Raw genomic sequence first — 20108 nt, 5'->3', positions numbered from 1 at the left:
GATGTTCATCGAGACGGAAGGCACGCCCAACCCGGCCACGCTGAAGTTCCTGCCCGGGCGCGATGTCATGGGCGGCCGCGGCACCGCCGACTTCACCATGGCGGCCGAAGCCGAGGGCCGCAGCGCGCTTGCCGCGCGCGTCTTCGGCGTGGGCGAGGTCGCCCGGGTCTTCCTGGGCAACGACTTCGTCACGGTCACCAAGACCGAGGACGCCGACTGGCAGGCGCTCCGCCCGCGGGTGCTGAGCGCCATCATGGAGCACTACCTCGCCGGCCTTCCGGTGATGGAAGGCGCGGACCAGGCCGAGGGCGAGGAGGATTTCGCACCCGAGGACGGCGAGATCGTCGCGCAGATCAAGGAACTGCTCGACACCCGTGTCCGCCCGGCCGTGGCCGGCGATGGCGGCGACATCGTGTTCCGTGGCTTCCGCGAGGGCGTGGTGAAGCTGCATCTGCAGGGCGCCTGCAGCGGCTGCCCCTCCTCGCGCGCCACGCTGAAGCACGGCGTCGAGACGATGCTCCGCCACTACGTGCCGGAAGTGATGCGGGTGGAGCAGGTGGACGCCTGATCCGCGGGCGGCGGGCACGCGCCCGCCGCCATTGACGGCGCGGATGAGCGTCATCCGGCGGGCGACGCTGGCGCAACGGCCGCGCGGGCCTATCTCCTGGCCCGAACGCAACAGCCGGAGCCGCCGCCCATGCTCTCAGACCCCTCGATCCTCGACGACCGCGCTCTCGACCAGCTCTTCCGCGAGGCGCGGACGCAGAACGCCTGGCAGGACCGGCCGGTGCCGGATTCGCTGCTCGAGGAGGTCTACAACCTCCTGAAATTCGCCCCGACCTCGGCCAATGCCTCTCCCGCCCGCTTCGTCTTCGTGCGCACCGCGGAAGGCAAGGCGAAGCTGAAGCAGGCGCTGTCGCCCGGCAATGTCGAGAAGACGATGACCGCGCCGGTCACCGTGATCGTCGCGCAGGATTCGGACTTCCACGAGAAGCTGCCCTTTCTCTTCCCGCATGCCGATGCGCGCAGCTGGTTCGCCGGCAACCCGGTCTTCGCCGAACAGACGGCCTTCCGCAATGCGAGCCTGCAGGGCGCCTACCTGATCATGGCGGCGCGCGCGGTGGGGCTCGATGCCGGGCCGATGAGCGGCTTCGACGCGAGCAAGCTGGACGAACTGTTCCTGGCGGGGACGGGCTGGAAGTCGAACTTCCTGGTCAATCTCGGCTATGGCGATCCGAAGGGATTGTTCCCGCGCAGCCCGCGCCTGGCCTTCGACGAGGCATGCCGGCTCGAATAGCGTGGAAGGCGGCCCGCCCGCGTCCGGCGCGGGCGGGCGGGCCCTTCAGGCCGCCGCCTGGGCCGCAGAGCGCCCTGCATGGGGATCGAGGCGGTAGCCGCCGCCCTCGGTCAGCAGCAGCTTGGCCTGGGTGGGATCGGGCTCGATCTTCTGCCGCAGCCGGTAGATGTGGGTCTCCAGCGTGTGGGTGGTGACCGCGCTGTTGTAGCCCCAGACCTCGTTCAGCAGGATCTGCCGCCCCACCGGCCGGCCGCCGGCACGGTAGAGATACTTGAGGATCGCGGCTTCCTTCTCGGTCAGGCGGATCTTGCGGTTGCGCCCGCCATCCAGCAGCAGCTTCGCGGAGGGGCGGAAGGTGTAGGGGCCGACCGTGAAGACCGCGTCCTCGGAATTGTCGAAGACGCGCAGCTGCGCGCGCAACCGCGCCGTCAGTTCGGACACGCGGAAGGGCTTCGCGATGTAGTCGTTCGCGCCGCTGTCGAGGCCGCGCACGATGTCCTGCTCGCCATCGGCGCCGGTCAGCATCAGGATCGGCATGCGCAGGCCCTGCCGTCGCAGCCGGGCGCAAAGCTCGCGCCCGTCGCCATCCGGCAGGCCGATATCGAGGATCACGGCGTCGTAGCGCGCATCCTCCATGGCAAGGCGCGACGCAGCTTCCGAAGCATTGGAGGCCTGCTCCGGCGCGAACTCGCCGTCATGCGCGAGTTGTTCGCAGAGCGTCTCCCGCAGTGCTTCGTCGTCGTCCACCACAAGGATGGGTCGAGGGCCAGCCATCGGTGCTCCCGCTCCTGTCTATGATGTAAAGTACAGCCGACACGCCCGGATGGAAACCACCGAGTTGCGGCACGGGGTCACAGCCGAACAATTGGAGTTCGGCGTCCGTCTTTTCAACGCGCCAGACCTCGTGGCGTTCACGACACGATAGCGGCCTGGTGAGCACGCGGAGGATTTTCTGATCCGCCACCCCTCCCAAACGCCTTGGCCGCGCCACATTGGGCCGCGTGAATCCCGGCCGCCAGCACGGAATGTGACAAAATGAGCATAGCGGGACCCCTCCCGTCACAGCTTCGCGATCAAGCCACCCCCGATGCCGCGGTCCAGGACCTGCGTGCGGTGCATCGCGCCGCCTCCGACCTGCGGCGCGGCACGCCGGTGTTGATCCGCGGTGCCGAGACCGCCCTGCTTGCGGCCGCTGCCGAAACCGTCTCGGCGCGCGGCCTTGCCGAACTCGCCGGTGGCGCCCGCGGCCCGGCCAGCCTGCTGCTCGCACCGGTCCGCGCGGCGGCGGTGCTGCAGCGTCCGGTGCCCCAGGGCGACCCCCGCGCACCGGCGCCGGAGGCCGCGGCCGTGGCGCTGCGCCTGCCGCCCTCGCTCCTCGACCCCGCCGTCCTGCGCAGCCTGGCCGATCCCACCGCGGACCGGCTGCTGCCCGCCGACCCGGAACGAGTGCCGGTGCCGGCCCTGGCGCCCGCCGCGATCGCGCTGGCGAAGCTGGCGCGGCTGCTGCCGGCCCTCGTCGTCGCTCCGGCCAGCCCGGCGGCGGCCGAGCGGTTGGACGTGCTCTCCGTCTCGGCGGAGCAGGTGCTGGCCTATCCGGACAGCGCGGCGACCACCCTGACCCGCGTCGCGGAGGCGCGGGTGCCGCTGGAGGATGCTCCGGAAGCCCGGATCATCGCGTTCCGCGCCGCGGATGGTGGCATCGAGCACCTGGCGATCCTGGTCGGCCAGCCCGAGGCGGCCGGCGCGGATGGCCCGGCACCGCTGGCGCGCGTCCATTCGGAATGCTTCACCGGCGACCTGCTGGGCAGCCTCCGCTGCGATTGCGGTCCGCAGCTTCGCGGCGCGATCAAGCGCATGGCGGAGGACCCGGCCGGCGGTGTGCTGCTGTATCTGGCGCAGGAAGGCCGCGGCATCGGGCTGGTGAACAAGCTGCGCGCCTACACGCTGCAGGACCAGGGGCTGGACACGCTCGATGCCAACCGCGCGCTGGGCTACGGCGCCGACGAGCGCAACTTCTGGGTGGCGGCGGAGATGCTTCGGTCGCTCGGCATCGGCAGCGTGCGGCTGCTGACCAACAACCCCGACAAGCTGGCGGGGCTGGCTGCGTGCGGCATCGCCGTGGCGGGCCGCGAGGCGCACCATTTCGCCGCGAATGGCGTGAACGACGAGTACCTCGCCACCAAGGCGCGCCGCTTCGGCCACCTGCTGGCGTAGTTTTCGGCCCTCGGGCGCGGGGCGGCACTCCGGCACGCGGCTTGCCTCCCCTGCATGGCCGCAGGGAGGCCGACGCGATGGACATTTCCACCCTCTTCACCCGCCCGCCCGGCGCGCCACCGCAGGCGCCGCCGGCGGTTGGCCCCGACGGCTACGAGCCGATCCCCGGCGAGATCACCTTCGAGCAGTTCCTCGCCGGGCTGAACCCGCTGCATCATCTGCCGGCAGTGGGCACGATCTACCGGGAAGCGACCGGGGAGCGCATCGCCCCGGTCATGCGGGTGCTCGGCGGGGCGCTGTTCGGCGGGCCGCTCGGCATGCTTTCCTCGGCGGTCATGGCCCTGGTGGACGAGGTCCGATCCTCCGCCGAGGCCGCGCCGACGCGGACCGCGTCGCTCGGGAGAGGCGGACATGGCAGCGGCTGAGGGCGGATATGCGCGCGTGCTGCCGGAAGGGCGGCTGGTGCTGGGTGGGCTGGTGCTGCGCTGCGCGCTGGGCAAGGGCGGCGTCCGGACGCCCGCCGAGAAGCGCGAGGGCGACGGCGCCACGCCCGCTGCCCGCATGGCGTTGCGCCGCGTGCTGTTCCGCGCCGATCGCGGCCCGCCGCCGCGCTGCGCCGTGCCGGTGGAGCCCATCGCGCCGGAGGATGGCTGGTGCGACGATCCGCGCCATCGTGCCTACAACCGACCGGTGCGGCTGCCCTTCGACGGCTCGCACGAACGGTTGTGGCGCGAGGATGCGCTCTACGACATCGTCGGCGTGCTCGGCTGGAACGACGATCCCGTGCAGCCCGGCCGAGGCAGCGCCATCTTCCTGCATGTGGCGCGGCCGGATTTCGCGCCGACCGAAGGCTGCGTCGCGTTGGCGCCACGGGACCTGCGCGCGGTGCTCGAGGCGGGGCTGGAAGGGGTCGCGGTGCTCGGGGAGTAGCTTCGTCTCCGCACCGCACGCGGCGCAGCATGACATGCTGCCGCGAAGCCGCCCGGACGCGTCACGTGTTTCCACGTTGACAACCCACGCGCGCCCGCCAACCTCGCGCCCCGCGGACATACCGCGAAGGGACGGACGACATGTTGCCCATCAACCAGAAGGCACCCGATTTCGAGGCCGAGACCACCATCGGCCGCATCCGCTTTCATGAGTGGATCGGCGATTCCTGGTGCGTCCTGTTCTCGCATCCCAAGGACTTCACGCCGGTCTGCACGACCGAGCTCGGCACCATGGCCGGCCTGGCCGGCGAATTCGCGAAGCGCAACTGCAAGATCATCGGCCTCAGCGTCGATCCCGTGACCTCGCACGCCAAATGGGCGGACGACATCAAGGAGGTTACCGGCTTCCTGCCGGAGTACCCGATGATCGGCGACACCGACCTCAAGGTCTCGAAGCTCTACGGCATGCTGCCGGCCGGCGCGGGCGAAACCTCCGATGGACGCACGGCGGCGGACAACGCCACGGTGCGCACGGTGTTCATGATCGGGCCCGACAAGCTGATCAAGCTGGTGCTGGCCTATCCGATGACGACGGGCCGCAACTTCGCGGAGATCCTGCGCGTGCTGGACTCCCTGCAGCTCACCGCGAAGCACAAGGTGGCGACGCCGGCGAACTGGCAGCAGGGCGACGACGTGATCATCGCCGGCTCCGTCGGCGAGGAGGAGGCGCGGCAGAAATTCCCCGAAGGCTGGAAGGCGCCGAAGCCCTATCTGCGCATCGTCAAGCAGCCGGCGGGCTGACCACGACGGCGGACACGTGGCGGCCGGCGCGCAAGCCAAGCGGCTGGCAGCCGCGCCGGCGATCGAGGCGACCAGGAATCACCGCCTCCGGCGCAGCATGCGGGCGGCCTCGCGCAGGTCGAGGCCGCCCACCAGATGCGCGGCGCCGAAATAGGCGGCCATCCCCGTCCCCACGAGGAAGGCCAGCGCGAACAGCCGCGCCCAGCCGCCGGCGAGCGGGAACAGCGCAAGCTGCAGCCCAGCCAGCACCAGCGCCATCGCGCCCGCCGCCAGCAGCAGCCGCGGCACCACGCGGCGCAGGCGGCGGTCCAGCACCAGCACGCGCCGCCGCACCAGCAGCCAGCCCAGCACACCCACATTCACCCAGGCAGCGACCGAGGTCGCCAGCGCGATGCCGACATGCGCGAGGATCGGCGTCAGCGCCAGGTTGAGCATCAGGTTCAGCAGCACGATGCCGAAGCCGACCTTCACCGGCGTCGCCGTGTCGCCGCGCGCAAAGAAGCCGGGGGTCAGCGCCTTCACCAGCACGAAGGCCGGCAGGCCGATGGCATAGGCGACCAGCGTCATCGCGGTGGCGTGCGCCGCCGCCGCGCCGAAGGCGCCGCGCTCGAACAGGGCGGAGACGATCGGCACCGCCGCCACCGCCATGGCGAAGGCCGCCGGCAGCGCGAAGGCCAGCGACAGCTCGATGGCGCGGTTCTGGCTGCGATGCGCCGAGAGCCGCTGGCCGCTGCGCAACTGGCGCGACAGCAGCGGCAGCAGCGCCGTGCCCACCGCCGCGCCGATCACGCCGAGCGGCAGCTGCGCCACCCGGTCGGCGTAGTAGAGGAAGCTCACCGCGCCGGCGGGCAGCAGGCTGGCGATGACCACGTCGATGGCCAGGTTGAGCTGCGTCACGCCCGCGCCGACCAGGCCGGGCAGCATCCGCCGCAGCACGCCGCGCACCGCAGGCGTCAGGCGCGGGCGCGACAGCGGGTTGATCGCCATCCCCGCGCTCCGCGCCGCCACCAGTACCAGGGCGAGCTGCGCAATGCCGGAGGCCATCACGCCCCAGGCCAGGGCATGGCCCGGCGTCGCCACGAAGGGCGTGAGCCCGAACAGCGCAGCCATCGCCATCAGGTTGAACAGCACCGGCGCCGCGGCGGCCGCGCCGAAGCGGTCCATGCCGTTCAGCACGCCCGAGACCAGCGCGGTCAGGCAGATGAACAGCAGGTAGGGGAAGGTGATCCGCGTCAGCTCCACGGCCAGCGGGAAGCGCACCGCCTCCCCCACGAAGCCCGGCGCCAGCACGAAGAGCACCTGCGGCATGAAGATTACGCCGAGGATGACCAGGCTGGACAGCCAGATCGTCATCAGCCCCGCCAGGCTGTTCGCGAGGTCCCGCGCCTGGCGCGCGCCCTCCGCCGCATAGGTGCCGGCGAAGGCGGGGACGAAGGCGGCGTTGAAGGCGCCCTCGCCGAACAGGCGGCGGAACAGGTTGGGCAGCTTCAGCGCGACGAAGAAGGCATCCGCCACCGGCCCCGCGCCGAGCTTGGCCGCGATCAGCATGTCGCGGGCGAAGCCGAGGATGCGGCTTGCCATGGTCCAGCCGCCGACGGTCGCCACGCTGCGAAGCATCCCCGCGGGTTAGCAGCCCGGCCGGGGTGCCGGAAGGCCCGGCCAGGTGTGGTGGGCCGGTCCGTTCGGGTTGTCCTGGGGCTGGCTTGCGCCTACCTGACAGGCAACGCGCCGTCCCTCCGGGCGGCCACTCCCTCCTTCCCCGATGATGACGATGAACGAGAAGACCGAGACGCCGACCGGACAAGCGGCGGAGCATCCGCCCTCCGGCCCCGAGATGAACACGACCGAAGCGCCCCTGATGAGCCAGGAGGAGCGTCTGCTCGCGCTCGAATCCGAGGTGCAGGAGCTGCGCGACAAGTGGCTGCGCGCCGAGGCCGAGATGCAGAACCTGCGCGCCCGCGCCAAGCGGGAGGCCGAGGAGGCGCGGCTCTACGCGGTGCAGAAATTTGCCCGCGACGTGGTCGAGACGGCCGAGAACCTCCGCCGCGGCCTGGACAGCCTGCCGAAGGCCGAGGAGGGCGAGCACGAGTTGCTGGCCAAGCTCCGCAACGGCTTCGAGGGCGTGGAGCGCGGCTTCGTTGCCATGCTGGAGCGCCACGGCATCCAGAAGAAGGACGCCCAGGGCGCCGCCTTCGACCCCGAGCTGCACCAGGCGATGGCCGAGCAGCCCGCGCCGGAGGGCGTGGCGCCCGGCACCGTGATCCAGGCCTGGACCCCGTCCTGGACGCTGAACGGGCGGCTGCTGAAGCCGGCGATGGTGGTGGTGGCGGGGAAGGGCTGACCCCGTCCCCGGCTACAGCAGCGAGGGCTTGATCCGGCGCCGGCGCATGCGCGTCCAGACGATGGCCGCGATCACCGGCACCAGGATCGCCACGATCATCTCGCCCTTGAGCCAGCCGCCGAAGGCGAAGGGCTTGATGGCATAGCCCAGCAGCGACAGCACGTAGTAGCTGATCGCCGCGACCGAGAGGCCCTCCACAGTCTCCTGCAGGCGAAGCTGGGCGCGGCCGGTATCGGCCATGGCGGCCAGCAGGCGCTGGGTCTGCTCCTCCTGCGCCACGGCCACGCGGGCGCGCAGCAGTTCCAGCGCGCGGGCGCAGCGGGTGGAGAGCGTCTGGATGCGGTTGCGCGCCGCATCGACCGTCGCCATCGCCGGGTCGAGCCGCCGCTCCAGGTATTCCGTCAGCGTCGGAAGGCCGTGCAGGCGCTGTTCCCGCAGCAGGTGCAGCCGCCGCCCGACCAGCGCGTGGTAGGCGCGCCCCGCCGAGAAGCGGTCCGCGGTGATCGCCGCCTGCTGCTCGATGCCGGTGGCGAGGTCGGTCAGTTCCTCGAGCGCGGTGCGCTCCTCCTCCAGTTCGCTCAGGCCGGGCAGGCGGCCGGCGATGGCGGCCAGGCGCTCCGAGGCGCGCGCCAGTTCCGCCGTCGCGGCGCGGGCGGCGGGCAGCGCGAGAAGGGCCAGCATCCGGTAGGTCTCGATCTCCCACAGCGCCTGCGCCAGGCGGCCGGCCAGCGCGGCCGTCATGCCGTGGTCCTGCAGCAGCAGCCGGGTGAAGCCGTCCGGGCCGAGGCGGAAATCGGTCCAGCAGGTGGCCGCGCCCGCGCTGAGATTGGCACCCGCCAGATTGTCCGGCGCGAAGCAGGAGGGCGGCGGCGGCTCGTCCTCCCCGGCGCTGCGGGTCACGGCGATATGGCTGGCGACCAGGGTCCGGCCCGGGAGGGCGGCAAGCCAGTCGGTCGGCACTGCCTCGATCGCCGTCTCGTCGAAGGGGTCGGGCGCGGCGGCGTCCGGGCCGGGGCGGAAGAAGGTCCAGCCGTCGAATTCGGTGTGGCGCTCGTAGCGCAGGGAGAAGCGCCCGAAATCGCCGATCCAGAAATCCGAGCCCGGCGCCGGCGGCGCCACGCCGTAGCGACGGCAAAGCAGCGCCAGATGCGCGATGGCGGCGCCCTTCTCGGCGGCCGCGTCGGTGACACAGGCCAGGCGCGTGATGGCGACGGGGGTGACAAGCGGCAGCGACGGGCGCGCGTGCAGCTCGCCGGCCAGCAGGTCGCGGTCGGGATGCAGGGGGAGGGTCTGGATCATCTCGCGGGGCGCACGATAGCGGGGCGGCGCGGCGCGGGGTAGGCGATTGAAAGCCTGCGGGGCGCCGACGCCCGCACTGCCCACAAAGGCGATCCGGAATCGGGCTGACCCCTTGCCGCGCCACGGTGCGGTGAATATGTCACAGCGATCCAATTCCCACCCCCATCCGGCAGGGGCCGGGCGCGGTGCCTTCGGGGCCGCCCCACGCCGCCACAGAGGAGTTTCATACGGATGAGCAAGGTCATCGGCATCGACCTCGGCACGACCAATTCCTGCGTCGCCATCATGGAAGGCAAGGACGCAAGGGTCGTCGAGAACGCCGAAGGTGCCCGCACCACCCCCTCCATGGTCGCCTTCGCCAAGAACGGCGAGCGCCTCGTCGGCCAGTCCGCAAAGCGGCAGGCCGTCACCAACCCCATGAACACGCTGTATGCGGTTAAGCGCCTGATCGGCCGCCGCTACGACGACCCCATGGTCTCGAAGGACAAGGGCCTGGTGCCCTATTCCATCGTGCGCGCCGATAATGGCGACGCCTGGGTCGAGGTCGAGGGCAAGAAATACGCCCCGCAGCAGATCAGCGCCTACATCCTGACCAAGATGAAGGAAACCGCCGAGGCCTTCCTCGGCGAGAAGGTTTCCCAGGCCGTCATCACCGTCCCGGCCTACTTCAACGACGCGCAGCGGCAGGCCACCAAGGAAGCCGGGGCGATCGCGGGCCTCGAGGTGCTCCGCATCATCAACGAGCCGACGGCCGCCGCGCTCGCCTACGGCATGGACCAGAAGAAGGGCGGCACCATCGCGGTCTACGACCTCGGCGGCGGCACCTTCGACGTCTCCATTCTGGAGATCGGCGACGGCGTGTTCGAGGTGAAGTCCACCAACGGCGACACCTTCCTCGGCGGCGAGGACTTTGACGCGCGGGTGATCGATTACCTGGCGGACGAGTTCAAGAAGGAGCAGGGCATCGACCTGCGCGGCGACCGGCTGGCGCTGCAGCGCCTGAAGGAAGCGGCCGAGAAGGCGAAGATCGAGCTGTCTTCCAGCAAGCAGACCGAGATCAACCTGCCCTTCATCACCGCCGACGCGTCCGGCCCGAAGCACCTGGTGCTGCAGCTGACGCGCGCGAAGCTGGAGGCGCTGGTCGATGACCTGATCCAGCGCACGCTCGAGCCCTGCAAGCAGGCGCTGAAGGACGCGCAGCTCTCGGCCGGCGAGATCGACGAGGTGATCCTGGTCGGCGGCATGACCCGCATGCCGAAGGTCATCGAGGCGGTGAAGCAGTTCTTCGGCAAGGAGCCCGCGCGCAACGTCAACCCCGACGAGGTCGTGGCCATCGGCGCGGCCATCCAGGGCGGCGTGCTGAAGGGCGACGTCAAGGACGTGCTTCTGCTGGACGTCACACCGCTGTCCCTCGGCATCGAGACTCTGGGCGGCGTCTTCACCCGTCTGATCGACCGCAACACCACCATCCCGACCAAGAAGTCCCAGGTGTTCTCCACCGCGGACGACAACCAGTCGGCGGTGACCATCAAGGTGTTCCAGGGCGAGCGCGAGATGGCGGCGGACAACAAGTTGCTCGGCCAGTTCGACCTGCAGGGCATCCCGCCCGCGCCGCGCGGCGTGCCGCAGATCGAGGTGACCTTCGACATCGACGCGAACGGCATCGTCTCCGTCAGCGCGAAGGACAAGGCCACCAGCAAGGAGCAGCAGATCAAGATCCAGGCCAAGTCGGGCCTGTCGGACAGCGACATCGAGCGTATGGTGCGCGAGGCGGAGGCCAATGCCGAGGCCGACAAGAAGCGCCGCGAAGCGGTGGAGGCGCGCAACCAGCTCGACGCGCTGGTGCATTCCACCGACAAGACGCTGAAGGAGAACGGCGACAAGATCGGCGCGGCGCAGAAGGCCGAGGTCGAGAACGCGCTGACCGAAGCGCGCGGCGCCATGGAAGGCCAGGACGCCGACGCGATCCGCGCCGCGTCCGAGAAGCTCTCGCAGGCGGCGATGAAGATGGGCGAGGCGCTCTACAAGCAGCAGCAGGCGGCCGAGCAGCAGCAGCAGGCCGGCGGCGGCGGTGCGCAGGGCGGCCCGGGCGGCAACCCGAACGACAAGGTGGTGGACGCCGAGTTCGAGGAAGTCGATCCCGACAAGAAGAAGCCCTCGTAACGGGGCCTCTCCGTACAGGGGCTAGAACCGGCGCGCCCGGCTTCCGCAAGGAAGTCGGGCGCTGCCATGTCGCAGTTGCCGCGCATCGAGGACCGACGGCCCCATGGCCAAGCGTGACTACTACCAGGTCCTGGGCGTCGCCCGGGACGCGAGCGAGGAGGACCTGAAGAAGGCCTACCGCAAGCTCGCCATGCAGTACCATCCGGACCGCAACCAGGGCGACAAGGCGGCCGAGGTGAAGTTCAAGGAGCTCAACGAGGCCTATGACGTCCTGAAGGACGGCGAGAAGCGCGCCGCCTATGACCGCTTCGGCCATGCTGCCTTCGAGCAGGGCGGCGGCGGTCCCGGTGGCGGCTTCGCCGGCGGCAATCCCTTCGGCGGCGCCTTCGAGGACATCTTCGAGGAGATGTTCGGCGGCGTGCGCGGCCGTGGCCGCGGCGGGCCCGTCGGGCGCGGCAGCGACCTGCGCACCGCGGTCGAGGTGACGCTGGAGGAAGCCTTCGCCGGCGCGAAGAAGACCATCCGCATCTCCACCTCCGTCGCCTGCGAGGCCTGCAAGGGCACCGGGGCGGAAGGCCCCGCGGCCCAGGCGGCGGCGACCTGCGGCACCTGCGGCGGCTCGGGCAAGGTGCGGGCGCAGCAGGGCTTCTTCCTGATCGAGCGGACCTGCCCGACCTGCGGCGGCTCCGGCCGCATCGTGAAGAACCCCTGCAAGGTCTGCGCCGGCCAGGGCCGGGTGCAGCGCGACCGGACCCTCTCGGTGACGATCCCCGCGGGCGTCGAGGACGGCACGCGCATCCGCCTGACCGGAGAGGGGGAGGCCGGGCTGCGCGGCGCGCCGCAGGGCGACCTGTATGTGGACGTCGCCGTGCGATCGCACCCGATCTTCCAGCGCGATGCCGCCAACATCTTTGTCCGCGTACCGCTGCGCATGACCCAGGCGGCGCTCGGCGGCGCGGTGGAGGTGCCGACGGTGGATGGCGGCCGTGCCAAGGTCACCATCCCCGCGGGGACCCAGACCGGCGACCAGTTCCGTCTGCGCGGCAAGGGCTTCTCGGTGCTGCGCAGCGCGGCACGGGGCGACATGTACGTCCAGGTCGCGGTGGAGACCCCGCAGAATCTGACCAAACGCCAGCAGGAGCTGCTGGCGGAGTTCGAGCGCGAGGCCGACAAGTCCGGCAAGTCCAGCCCGGAAAGCGAGGGCTTCTTCGCCAAGGTGAAGGAGTTCTGGGACGGCCTCGGGCGCTGAGCGCACCAACGGCGATGTGAGGCCGCGTGCTGGGGCGTCGGCCTGCCATGCGAGGAAACCTCCGACGGGAGGCGGCGTTCAAGCTGGGACCGTCGCATTCCCCCCAGCGGCGGCTTCGGCAGGCGGCGGCGCGGAGACGGTCCCACCCGCGCCGCCGCCCGCCCCCCAACAACGCCCGGCCATTCGGCCGGGCGTTGTTGTGTTTTGAGTGCCCTCAAGCGCCGGGCGGCCGCATCCGCGGCCTTGGCTCGCCGCACTGGCGGCGGGCGCCATTCGGCGCCTCGGCGCACAGCGCGCGCCGCATTCTCTCGTTGCCCTCAAGCGCCAGGCGGCCGCATCCGCGGCCTTGGCTCGCCGCACTGGCGGCGGGCGCCATTCGGCGCCTCGGCGCGCAGCGCGCGCCGCATTCTCTCGTTGCCCTCAAGCGCCAGGCGGCCGCATCCGCGGCCTTGGCTCGCCGCACTGGCGGCGGGCGCCATTCGGCGCCTCGGCGCGCAGCGCGCGCCGCCTTTCCGGCCGCCTCGACGCTTGACCCCTCCGCATCCAAGGGCGAATCAGCAACCTCTTTGTGGGAGGGTGCGGCATGCGCATCGGGATCGCCGGAATCGCAGGCCGCATGGGACGCCTGCTGGCTGAGGAAGTGACCGCCGCGGGTGCGACGCTGGCCGGCGGCACCGTCCGCCCCGGCTCCGACAAGGCGCCACCGCCAGGCGCCGCGCTGCTGCCGGATGCCGCGGCGCTGTTCGCCGCTTCCGACGTGGTGATCGACTTCACCCATGCCGAGGAAGCCGCGCCGCACGCCGCCCTCGCGACCGCCGCCGGCAAGGGGCTGGTGCTCGGCTCCTCCGGCCTCAACGCCGCGCAGGAACGCGCCGTCGCCGAAGCCGCGCAACGCGCCCCCATCGTCTATGCCGCCAATTTCTCGCCCGGCGTGAACCTGGTGCTGGCGCTGGCCGAGCGCATGGCCGCCGCCCTGCCCGCCGCGCAATACGACGCGGAAATCGTCGAGATGCACCACCGGCAGAAGGTGGACGCACCCTCCGGCACCGCCATCGCCATGGGGCGCGCCGTCGCCGCGGGCCGCGGCACCACGCTGGAGGAAGCCGGCAAGGAAAGCGGGCGCGACGGCCACACCGGCCCCCGCGCCACCGGCGCCATCGGCTTCGCCGCGCTCCGGGGCGGCCAGGTGGTGGGGGAGCACACGCTGCTCTTCGCCGGCGCGACGGAGCACATCGCACTGACCCATCGGAGCTTCGACCGCCGCGCCTACGCCACCGGCGCGGTACGCGCCGCGCTCTGGCTGCAGGGCCGCCTGCCCGGCCTCTACGGCATGCAGGACGTCCTCGGCATCCGCTGAGCCAGGACGACCGAAACGCCGTGAGCCGACCCGACCTCTACCGGTCCGACACGCTGCGGGTGGTGCCCAACGTGACCGATCCGGCACGGCTGGACGGCACCGGTTTCGAACTCGTCACCTTCGAGCCGCTGTGGCGCGGCAATCAGCGCCGGCCCTTCGGCGAAAGCTTTGCGACGAAATACAAGGTCAATGCGCTGCACATCGTGCCGGCGGACATCAAGTGGTACCAATACGCCGATCTCGATGCCTGCATGGCGGCCGTCGCCGCGGCGGTGGCACCCGGGGCGACGGTGGTCGGCGCCAGCATGGGCGGCTATGCCGCGGTGACGCTGGCCGACCGCTTCGGCGCGGCGCGCAGCATCGCGCTGGCGCCACAATTCAGCATCCAGCGCCGCCTGGTGCCCTTCGAGCCGCGCTGGGCGGCCGAGGCGGAGGCGATCCACTTCCTCGACTGGGATGGCAGCATCGCCCAGCGCTGCCGGCACTTCGTCTTCTCCGACCCGCTGACGCTCGATACGGAGCACGCCACGCTGATCGCGCAGAACGCCCCCGATGTCGTGCGGATCGACCTGCCCGGCGGCGGCCACACCATCGGCAAGGTCCTGGCCGAGGCCGGCGCGCTCTCCGTCATCGTCCGCCGCGTGATGCAGGAAGCGCCGAGCGCCGAACAGGTCCATGCGGAGATCGCCGCGCGGGTCGAGGCCAGCCCGCAATACCACCTGAATCGTGCGAATCAGGGACCGGCCGAGACGCGCGAAGCGGCGCTGCGCCAGGGGCTGCTGCTCGATCCCTTGCATATCTGGCTGCAGGCGGCACTGGGGACGCATCTCACCGTTGTGGGCCGCCATGCGGAGGCCCTGCCCTATCTGACCTTTGCGGTGCTGCGCCGGCCGCTGCACCGGCGCCTGGTGCGGACCTACCTCGCGGTGTGCGCCCGCACCGGCACGGAGCCTGATGCGCGCGTGACGCAGGCCGCAAACGACGCTGCGGCAGCAGCGGGCGGCGCGGCCGCGCCGCCTTGACCCTGCCTCACTGCGCTGCGATACGCCCCCGTCCCGGATCGGCCGGGCCCTCCCTGGCCGGGGTCTGCCGGCCCTTCCACGCGACAAGAGGCCGAACCAAGCCATGCGCGATACCGGCGAGTATCTGTTCACCTCGGAGAGCGTCTCCGAGGGCCACCCGGACAAGGTGGCAGACCGTATCTCCGACACCGTCCTCGACGCCTTCCTGACCGCCGATCCCTATTCGCGCGTGGCCTGCGAGACGCTGGTGACCACCAACCGCGTGGTGCTCGCGGGCGAAGTCCGCGGCCCCGGCAGCGTCACCCCGGACCTGCTGCAGCACCTGGCCCGCATGGCGATCCATGACATCGGCTACGAGCAGGAAGGCTTCCACTGGCAGAACGCCAGCGTCGAGTGCCACCTGCATGCCCAGTCCGCGCATATCGCGATGGGCGTCGATGCCGCCGGCAACAAGGACGAGGGCGCCGGCGACCAGGGCATCATGTTCGGCTATGCCTGCACGGAAACGCCGGACCTGATGCCCGCGCCGCTCTACTACGCGCACATGATCCTGCGCCGCATCAGCGAGATGCGCCGCAACGGCGATGTCGCGGTGAAGGGTCTGCTGCCCGACGCGAAGAGCCAGGTGACGCTGCGCTACGTGGACGGCAAGCCGGTGCAGGCGACCTCGGTCGTGGTCTCCACACAGCATGTCGAGGGCATGGAGCAGGCCGAGATCAAGCGCCTGCTGCGCCCGATCGTGGAGAGCACGCTGCCCAAGGGGTGGATGTGCCCGGACAACGAGTTCTACGTGAACCCGACCGGCCAGTTCGTGATCGGCGGCCCCGATGGCGATTGCGGCCTGACGGGGCGCAAGATCATCGTGGACACCTATGGCGGCGCGGCCCCGCATGGCGGCGGCGCCTTCAGCGGCAAGGACCCGACCAAGGTCGACCGTTCGGCCGCCTATGCGGCGCGCTACGTGGCGAAGAACGTCGTCGCGGCCGGCTTGGCCGACAAGTGCACGATCCAGGTCAGCTACGCGATCGGCGTCTCCAAGCCGCTGTCGGTGTATTTCGACCTGCACGGCACCGGCCGCGACATCGACGAGGTGAAGCTGGCGAAGGTGATGGACGGGCTGGTGAACCTCTCCCCCCGCGGCATCCGCGAGCACCTGCACCTGAACCGCCCGATCTACGTGCCGACCAGCGCCTATGGTCATTTCGGCCGCACGCCGGACCCGGAGAAGGGCACCTTCACCTGGGAGAAGACCGACCTGGTGGACGAGCTGAAGCGCGCCTTCGGGCGGTAGTTTCTCCTCAGACGCCGGGCGCGGCCTCCGGCCGCTTGGCTTCCGCGCCTCAGACATGGCGCGCTCGGCTCAACTGATGGTCTGCGCGCGGCGCGCTTCGCGCGCAGGACGCTTCGGGGGCGGCAGGCGCAAACCTGCCGCTCTTTCTCGTCGGAAGACCCCATGACCGCCGACCGCCCGCCGCTCGCCGAAGGCGTCCCGGACCGCCTCTATGGCCGCCGCCGCGGCCACCCGTTGCGGCCACGGCAGCAGCGGCTGCTCGACGTCACGCTGCCGCGCCTGCGCCTGACGGCGGAGCAGGCGCGCGATCCGCGCGCCGCCTTCGGCATGGGCGATGCGCCGCTGTGGCTGGAAGTGGGCTTCGGTGGCGGGGAGCACGCGTTCGATCAGGTCGCGGCACATCCCGAGGTCGCCTACATCGCCTCCGAGGTGTTCGAGAACGGGCTGTGCTCGCTGCTGACGCGCCTGGCGGCGGAGGGCGAGGAGGCGACCGGGGCGCTGCCGCCAAACCTGCGCCTGTGGCCGACCGATGCGCGGCACCTGCTGGGCGCGCTGCCGAAGGCGTCGCTCGACCGGCTGTTCCTGCTGTTCCCCGACCCCTGGCCGAAGGCGCGGCACGCCAAGCGCCGCTTCGTGCATCCCTCCCTGCTGCCGCTCGTCGCGCGCGCGCTGAAGCCCGGCGGGATCTGGCGCATTGCCAGCGACGATCCGACCTACCAGGCCTGGACGGAGGAGGTGATGCGCGACGCCGCCGATTTCGAACCGGTCGGCCGCGTCGTGCAGCGCCCGACCGACTGGCCCGGCACGCGCTACGAAGCCAAGGCGCTGCGCGAGGGCCGCACGCCGATCTACTGGACCTTCCGCCGGCGCTGAATCGGTCTCATACCAGGCGCACGAAGGTTTCACCTTCGTGCCCTCAATCGCCGGCGCTTGGCTTGGCTCGCCGCATAGGCGGCGGGCCGCATTCGCGGCCTCGCCCGCCTTCGGCGGGCGCAGGTCGGGCCTTCATGCGCTCGGTATCAGAGCGCGACATCCTGCGGCGGCGTCGCGCTCGGCGCCTCCCGCCGCGCGCGCAGCGCGATCGCCACCGCGAAGCCCAGGACGCCTATGCGCCCGATCGCCATCAGCGCGATGATGATCAGCTTGCCCGCCGTGCTGAGTTCCCCCGTCACGCCGAGCGACAGGCCGACCGTGCCGAGGGCGGACAGCGCCTCGAACAGCAGCCGCTCGAAATCCGCCGTTTCGGTCAGCGAGAGGAGGAACAGCGCGACGCCGAGCACCGCCACCGCGACGCCCAGCACGCTCGCCGCCTGCCGCACGCGCTCCTCGCGCACCGGCGTGCCGAGCAGCCGGACCTGCGCCTCGCCACGCGCCGTCGCGCGCACCAGGCCGGCCAGCACCGCGACCGTGGTCAGCTTGAGCCCGCCACCGGTGCCCGAGGGCGAGGCGCCCACCAGCATCAGCAGGTAGAGGACCATCACCGAGGCCGGGACAAGCCCCGCCATCGGAACTGAGTTGAAGCCGACCGTGGTCGCCGCCGACATCGACTGGAACAGCGCGGCGGAAAGCGCCTGGGACCATGGCCGGTCGCGGATGCCCGGCTCGACGGCCAGCAGCAGCGCCGCCCCGCCCAGCACCATCAGCGGCATCGCGCGCAGCACCAGGCGGGACGTCACGCCGAGCGCCGGCAGATGGCCCCGCACGCGGTCCCACAATTCCGACACGACGAGGAAGCCGAGCGCGCCCAGCAGGCTGAGCAGCGCGACGATGCCGAGCACCAGCGGATCCGCCGCGAAGCCCTCCAGACTGTCGGAGAACAGCGCGAAGCCCGCCGTGCAGAAGGCGGAGACGCTGGTGAACAGCGCGACCCAGGCGGCATCCGGCACGCCGGCCGCGGCGAAGCGGGGGTAGAGCGCCAGCGCGCCCAGCGTCTCGACCACCAGCGTGAAGATCACGACGCGGCGCAGGAAGCGGCGCACATCCTGCGTGGCCGCGACGGAGAAGACCATCCGCGCGACGCGGTCCCGCAGCCCGTTGGCGGGGCGCGACAGCGCCGCCCAGGCGAAGGAGCCGATGGTCATGAAGCCGAGGCCGCCGACCTGGATCAGGGCGACGATCACCACCTCGCCGAAGGTGGTGAAGGCGCCAGCCGGATCGACGGTGACGAGACCCGTGGTGGAGACCGCCGACACCGCGATGAACAGCGAGTCCACGGCTGCGACCGGCGCCTGCTGCGCGATGGGCAGCGCCAGCAGCGCCCAGCCGACCGCCATGTAGGAGAGATAGCCGAAGGCGACGTAGCGGACCGGGTTCGGCCGCGTCAGCCAGTGATGAACCCGCGCATGCAGCCGCGTGGCGCGCCGCCGGGGGGAAGATTGCACCGGAGTCATCCGTTGCCGTTGGGCGCGGGGAGATGCGCTTCCCCCACGGCGGCGAGCAGCCGTTTCCCGCGCGTCCCAGACCCGCGAGGCGCGCGGGGCTCCCGGCCGGCGATCAGGCCGCCAGGGCGGCCTCCACCGCCTGCGCCACGGCAAACAGCCGCGCATCGCCCATCGTCTCGCCCATCAGCATCAGGCCGACGGGCGCTTCCCCTTCGCGGTGGCAGGGCAGGCTGATGGCGCAGCGGTCGAGGAAGTTGGCAACCGTTGGGTTGCGCAGCAGCAGCAGGTTGATGCGGCCGTATTCGGCCTCCTCATCCACCGCGGCGAGCGGCGGCGGCACCAGCGGGCAGGTGGGCAGCACCACGGCGTCGAAGGGCGCGGTGCGCGGCGCGATGGCGGCGATGATCCGCGCGCGTTCCTGGCCGAGCGCGATGTAGTCGGCGGCCGAGATCTGCTCGCCCCGCAGGATGCGCGCCAGGATGCGCGGGTCGTAGGCGTCGCGCTTGCGGGCGACCAGGTCGCGATGCCAGGTCCAGGCCTCGGCCGCGGCGAAATTGGCCTTTGCCATGGCGGTGGGGATTTCGGCCAGTTCGGGGACAACCAGCTTCTCGACCCGCGCGCCGGCGGCGGAAAGGCGGGCCAGCGCCCGCTCGAAGGCGGCCGTCACGCCGCCATCCCAGCCTTCCGTCACATAGCCCTGCAGCACGCCGAGGCGCAGCCCCGCGACCGGCATGGGCAGGCCGGGCGACCAGGGCTCCTCGCCTGCCATCAGGCTGTCGAGCAGCGCGCAGCAGCCGACCGAGCGCGCCAGCGGCCCGAGGCTGTCCAGCGTGAAGGAGAGCGGCAGCGTGCCCGTCAGCGGGACGCGGCGCGCTGTCGGCTTCCAGCCCACGATGCCGCAGAGCGCGGCCGGGATGCGGCAGGACCCGCCGGTATCGGAGCCCAGCCCGGCGAAGCCCATCCCATCCGCCGTCGCCACCGCCGCGCCGGAGGAGGAGCCGCCCGGCAGCCGCCCGGTCGCGCGATCCCACGGGCTGCGCGGCGTGCCGAAATGCGGGTTCACGCCAAGGCCCGAGAAGGCGAATTCGGTCATGTTGGTGCGGCCCAGCACCACGAAGCCGACGCGTTCCAGCCGCGTTACGGAGACCGCCGTGGCTGCCGCCGGCGTCGCGTCGGCCAGCGCGACGGAACCGCCACGGCTCACCACGCCTGCCTGGTCGTAGAGATCCTTGATGCTGATGGGGATGCCGGCCCAGGGGCTGGGCGCGCGGCCCGCTCCACGGAGCGAATCGGCCGCGTCCGCCGCCGCGCGCGCCGCCTCCGCCTGCACGGCGACGAACGCCCGCGCGCCTTCGCCCGCGGGATCGGCGATTCGCGCAAGCGACTCCTCGACCAGCCCACGCGCGGTCACGCGCCCTGCGGCGAGGTCTGCGGCGGCGGCCGCGATGGTGGGAAAGCGCATCCGTGTCGTCCCGGCGAAAACCGGCCGGATGCTGCGCGGCCCGTCCCGCCGCCGCAAGCCGCCCTTCAGCGGGCGCCGGACGGTGCCGGGCCGAGATCGTTGGCCGGCGGATTGCCAAGGATCAGCTGCACCGCATAGGGGTACAGCAGGAAGCCCACCGCACCGGCCGGAACCAGTGGGACATCCGGCATCTCGTCCGGCTTCGCACCGCCATCGGCGTCCATGGAAATCACCTGCTCAGATGCGAGCTTAGCGCATGGAAGCGGGCGGCGTTCGGACCTTGCGACGATTTGACAGACGCC

General features: G+C 71.5%; 19 protein-coding genes. 13 read left to right on the top strand and 6 right to left on the bottom strand.

The window, feature by feature from the left end:
• Position 1: 1 nt before the first annotated feature.
• Positions 2–568, top strand: a complete 567-nt coding sequence (locus E4T13_RS17435; protein WP_137179557.1) for a NifU family protein — start codon at positions 2–4, stop codon at positions 566–568.
• Positions 569–697: 129 nt separating this feature from the next.
• Positions 698–1297 (top strand): malonic semialdehyde reductase, encoded by a 600-nt coding sequence (locus tag E4T13_RS17430; protein ID WP_137179556.1) that lies wholly within the window; start codon positions 698–700, stop codon positions 1295–1297.
• 45 nt (positions 1298–1342) lie between these two features.
• On the opposite strand, the gene E4T13_RS17425 is transcribed toward E4T13_RS17430, so the two are convergent.
• Positions 1343–2071: a response regulator transcription factor gene (locus E4T13_RS17425; protein WP_137179555.1), complete on the bottom strand. Its 729-nt coding sequence runs from the start codon at positions 2069–2071 to the stop codon at positions 1343–1345.
• A gap of 339 nt (positions 2072–2410) precedes the next feature.
• Here E4T13_RS17425 and E4T13_RS17420 point away from each other — a divergent pair, with 339 nt between their 5' ends.
• The 4 genes from E4T13_RS17420 to E4T13_RS17405 all read left to right on the top strand — a co-directional run bounded on the left by E4T13_RS17420 (position 2411) and on the right by E4T13_RS17405 (position 5241).
• Positions 2411–3511, top strand: a complete 1101-nt coding sequence (locus E4T13_RS17420) for a GTP cyclohydrolase II (protein WP_306768501.1) — start codon at positions 2411–2413, stop codon at positions 3509–3511.
• A 77-nt stretch (positions 3512–3588) separates the two neighbouring features.
• Positions 3589–3936, top strand: a complete 348-nt coding sequence (locus E4T13_RS17415; RefSeq protein WP_137179553.1) for a hypothetical protein — start codon at positions 3589–3591, stop codon at positions 3934–3936.
• Complete coding sequence (locus E4T13_RS17410; RefSeq protein WP_137179552.1) at positions 3923–4441, top strand: L,D-transpeptidase; 519 nt, start codon at positions 3923–3925, stop codon at positions 4439–4441. The genes E4T13_RS17415 and E4T13_RS17410 overlap by 14 nt, the downstream gene beginning before the upstream one ends.
• Before the next feature lie 140 nt (positions 4442–4581).
• Positions 4582–5241 (top strand): peroxiredoxin, encoded by a 660-nt coding sequence (locus E4T13_RS17405; RefSeq protein ID WP_137179551.1) that lies wholly within the window; start codon positions 4582–4584, stop codon positions 5239–5241.
• A 78-nt stretch (positions 5242–5319) separates the two neighbouring features.
• Here the strand turns inward: E4T13_RS17405 and murJ are convergent, their stop codons facing one another.
• Complete coding sequence (gene murJ, locus E4T13_RS17400; RefSeq protein WP_137179550.1) at positions 5320–6858, bottom strand: murein biosynthesis integral membrane protein MurJ; 1539 nt, start codon at positions 6856–6858, stop codon at positions 5320–5322.
• A gap of 148 nt (positions 6859–7006) precedes the next feature.
• On the opposite strand from murJ, the gene E4T13_RS17395 reads away from it, so the two are divergent.
• Entirely contained in the window at positions 7007–7582 is a 576-nt protein-coding gene (locus E4T13_RS17395) for a nucleotide exchange factor GrpE (RefSeq protein ID WP_408906394.1), read from the top strand.
• A gap of 12 nt (positions 7583–7594) precedes the next feature.
• Here E4T13_RS17395 and E4T13_RS17390 read toward each other — a convergent pair whose 3' ends face one another.
• Entirely contained in the window at positions 7595–8881 is a 1287-nt protein-coding gene (locus tag E4T13_RS17390; RefSeq protein ID WP_137179548.1) for a DUF3422 family protein, read from the bottom strand.
• Positions 8882–9112: 231 nt separating this feature from the next.
• Between E4T13_RS17390 and dnaK the strand changes: the two genes are divergently transcribed.
• The 6 genes from dnaK to E4T13_RS17360 all read left to right on the top strand — a co-directional run bounded on the left by dnaK (position 9113) and on the right by E4T13_RS17360 (position 16836).
• The gene (dnaK, locus tag E4T13_RS17385) at positions 9113–11044 is read left to right on the top strand and encodes a molecular chaperone DnaK (RefSeq protein WP_137179547.1); all 1932 of its coding nucleotides are present in this window, start codon (positions 9113–9115) and stop codon (positions 11042–11044) included.
• A gap of 103 nt (positions 11045–11147) precedes the next feature.
• Positions 11148–12293, top strand: coding sequence for a molecular chaperone DnaJ (gene dnaJ, locus E4T13_RS17380; RefSeq protein WP_137179546.1), 1146 nt, complete (start codon positions 11148–11150; stop codon positions 12291–12293).
• Between the two features lie 583 nt (positions 12294–12876).
• The gene (gene dapB, locus E4T13_RS17375; protein WP_137179545.1) at positions 12877–13650 is read left to right on the top strand and encodes a 4-hydroxy-tetrahydrodipicolinate reductase; all 774 of its coding nucleotides are present in this window, start codon (positions 12877–12879) and stop codon (positions 13648–13650) included.
• A gap of 20 nt (positions 13651–13670) precedes the next feature.
• Positions 13671–14672 (top strand): YqiA/YcfP family alpha/beta fold hydrolase, encoded by a 1002-nt coding sequence (locus E4T13_RS17370; protein WP_137179544.1) that lies wholly within the window; start codon positions 13671–13673, stop codon positions 14670–14672.
• 103 nt (positions 14673–14775) lie between these two features.
• On the top strand, positions 14776–15963 hold the full coding sequence (gene metK / locus E4T13_RS17365) for a methionine adenosyltransferase (RefSeq protein WP_137179543.1): 1188 nt from the start codon (positions 14776–14778) through the stop codon (positions 15961–15963).
• A gap of 162 nt (positions 15964–16125) precedes the next feature.
• Complete coding sequence (locus tag E4T13_RS17360) at positions 16126–16836, top strand: tRNA (guanosine(46)-N(7))-methyltransferase TrmB (protein ID WP_137179542.1); 711 nt, start codon at positions 16126–16128, stop codon at positions 16834–16836.
• A 146-nt stretch (positions 16837–16982) separates the two neighbouring features.
• Here the strand turns inward: E4T13_RS17360 and E4T13_RS17355 are convergent, their stop codons facing one another.
• The 3 genes from E4T13_RS17355 to E4T13_RS29935 all read right to left on the bottom strand — a co-directional run bounded on the left by E4T13_RS17355 (position 16983) and on the right by E4T13_RS29935 (position 20030).
• Complete coding sequence (locus E4T13_RS17355; RefSeq protein WP_170985047.1) at positions 16983–18344, bottom strand: TrkH family potassium uptake protein; 1362 nt, start codon at positions 18342–18344, stop codon at positions 16983–16985.
• Between the two features lie 112 nt (positions 18345–18456).
• Positions 18457–19806, bottom strand: coding sequence for an amidase (locus E4T13_RS17350; RefSeq protein WP_137179540.1), 1350 nt, complete (start codon positions 19804–19806; stop codon positions 18457–18459).
• A 65-nt stretch (positions 19807–19871) separates the two neighbouring features.
• A complete protein-coding gene (locus E4T13_RS29935; RefSeq protein WP_170985046.1) occupies positions 19872–20030 on the bottom strand; it encodes a hypothetical protein in 159 nt (52 codons plus the stop codon).
• Between the last annotated feature and the right edge of the window lie 78 nt (positions 20031–20108).

It is taken from the genome of Roseomonas sp. AR75, assembly GCF_005222815.1.
GTDB lineage: Bacteria > Pseudomonadota > Alphaproteobacteria > Acetobacterales > Acetobacteraceae > Falsiroseomonas.
The sequence above is the reverse complement of the archived record's forward strand: the minus strand, read 5'-3'. Positions and strand labels throughout refer to the sequence as shown.